This window comes from Frankia sp. CcWB2, assembly GCF_977927585.1.
Window position 1 is genome coordinate 7,084 of the sequence record NZ_CDWRCM010000122.1, and the last position, 2,186, is coordinate 9,269.

At 72.1% G+C, this 2,186-nt stretch carries 2 protein-coding genes and 1 tRNA gene; 2 read left to right on the forward strand and 1 reads right to left on the reverse strand.

The window, feature by feature from the left end:
- Together ACY45C_RS13755 and ACY45C_RS13760 are read left to right on the forward strand one after the other, a co-directional pair.
- A partial coding sequence (locus ACY45C_RS13755) for a DUF3039 domain-containing protein (protein ID WP_462188010.1) occupies positions 1 to 107 on the forward strand: 107 nt, incomplete at its 5' end.
- Positions 108 to 329: 222 nt separating this feature from the next.
- A tRNA-Arg gene (locus ACY45C_RS13760) sits at positions 330 to 402 on the forward strand.
- Positions 403 to 408: 6 nt separating this feature from the next.
- Here ACY45C_RS13760 and ACY45C_RS13765 read toward each other — a convergent pair.
- Positions 409 to 2,186, reverse strand: a 1,778-nt coding sequence (locus ACY45C_RS13765; RefSeq protein ID WP_462188006.1) for a SulP family inorganic anion transporter, incomplete at its 5' end; no start/stop codon positions are given.

Sequence of the window (2,186 nt, forward strand, 5' to 3'; positions counted from 1 at the left end):
TTACGGCGTTGTGCGGCTACAAGTTCGAACCGGTGCGGGACCCCTCGCGTTTCCCGATCTGTCCGAAATGCAAGGAACTCGTCGAGATGGCCGAGCAGTTCGGCTGATCGCGCCGCGCCGCGCCGGTACACAGTGCCGGGCGGCCACGGTCCTCGATGGCTGTCATGAGCCTTCGGTAATAATCGGTCGTTGCAGTAGATCGAGCGTGTCGGCGGGCTGTGGACGGTGTGCGGATGCCCTGCCGAGCGGGATCCATGGTGTCCCCCGGGCCGGCCGCTCCGCGACCCCGTATGATCTGTTGCACGAGCCAGACTCGATGTCCCTCGCCGGCCCCAGTAGCTCAGTGGATAGAGCGACCGCCTCCTAAGCGGTAGGCCGCAGGTCCGATTCCTGCCTGGGGCACATCCGTCATGTCGATCGCCGCCTCCGGTCGGTGGGACCAGAGTCCCCTGCGGGGCGAGCTGCGTTGCGAGCCGCGCGACCGCGGCTGACGCCGCGCCGGCTCAGGTCGGTGGGGACGGCAGCCAGGGCGCCGGTGTGGTGGAGATGGTCCCGGGCGGCCTGGATGGCCGACGGGGTGGAGTCGAACAGGCGTCCCTGGCCGCGTAGCCGGTCCACCAGACCGACGGCGGCCACCGCTTTGGCATGCTCGGGTCGCAGCCCTGACACATACACCTTGACGCCGCGGTGTTCGAGCCGGTCGATGACGTCGCGCAGGACGAGGGCGCCGGTGCCGTCGACGGCGCTGACCCGGGACAGCCGGAGGATGAGGATCTCGACGTCGGCTACCTCGGTGAGCTCCAGCAGGAAGCGGTGGGCGGCGGCGAAGAACAGGGGGCCGTTGATACGGTAGGCGACGATGTGCTCGGCGAGCAGCGCGTGTTCGGAATCGTGATGATCGCCAGGGTCCAGCGGCACCTCCTCGACCCGCGCGGTTCGGGCGATCGCGCGCAGGGCGAGGGCGCCGGTGACCGTGAGGCCGAGGACGACAGCGATGACGAGGTCGAGCGCGAGGGTCGCCCCGGCGGTCAGCGCCATGACCAGGGCATCGGAGTGTGACGCACGGCCGAGGGTGCGCAACGAGGAGACCTCGACCATCCGCACCGCCGTGGCGAGCAGAACACCGGCGAGCGCCGCGAGCGGGATGCACGCGACCAGGGGGGCGGCGGCGAGCATCACCCCGGCGAGGACCACGGCGTGCGCGAGGGCGGCGAGCCGGGACGAGGCACCCGAGCGGACGTTGACCGCGGTGCGGGCGATCGCGCCGGTGGCGGGCACCCCGCCGAACAGCGGGACGGCAAGGTTGGCCAGCCCTTGGCCGAACAGCTCCCGGTCGGGGTCGTGGTTCTGGCCGACGGTCATCCCGTCGGCGACACTGGCCGAGAGCAGGCTCTCCAGGGCGGCGAGCGCGGCCACGGCGACGGCGGCCGTGGCGAGCGTCGGGATCGCGGTGATGTCGAGGAAGCCGAGCGAGGGACCGGGCAGGGTGGCGGGGATCGCGCCGAGGGTCGTGACGTCCCACCCGCGGGCCGTGACGAGGGCCGTCGCGAGGGCCACGGCGAGCAGCGAGAACGGGACCGTGGGCCGCAGCCGGGCGCCGACCAGCATCGTCGCCGCGACGCCGACGGCGAGCGCAAGTGCGAGCCAGTGCGGCCGGTGGACGAAGTCGGCTACAGCCGCCCAGGCCACGCTGGTCACCCGGTCACCGTTCCGGGCGCGTACTCCCAGGGCCGGGGGAACCTGCTGAAGGAAGATCACCGCGGCGATGCCGACGGTAAATCCCTCCACCACGGGCGCCGGCACATATCGCACGGAGCGGCCGACCCGCAGGACTGCGAGTGCGAGCAGGATCATCCCGGCGAGCAGCCCGACGGTCAGCACACCGGCCGGCCCGTGCCGGTGCACGATCGGCACGAGCACGGCGGTCATCGCGCCGGTCGGCCCGGACACCTGCAGGTTCGACCCCCCGAAGACCGCTGCGAGAGCACCCGCCACGATCGCCGTCACCAGCCCGGCGGTCGCGCCGAGGCCGGAGGAGACCCCGAATCCCAGCGCGAGCGGCAGCGCGACCACCGCAACGGTCATCCCCGCGAGCAGGTCACGGCCTGGCTGGCGGCGCATGCTCTCGATATCGGCCCGGCCGGGCAGGAGCCGGCCGAGTTCTAGCCGGCCGAGTGGCTTGGACC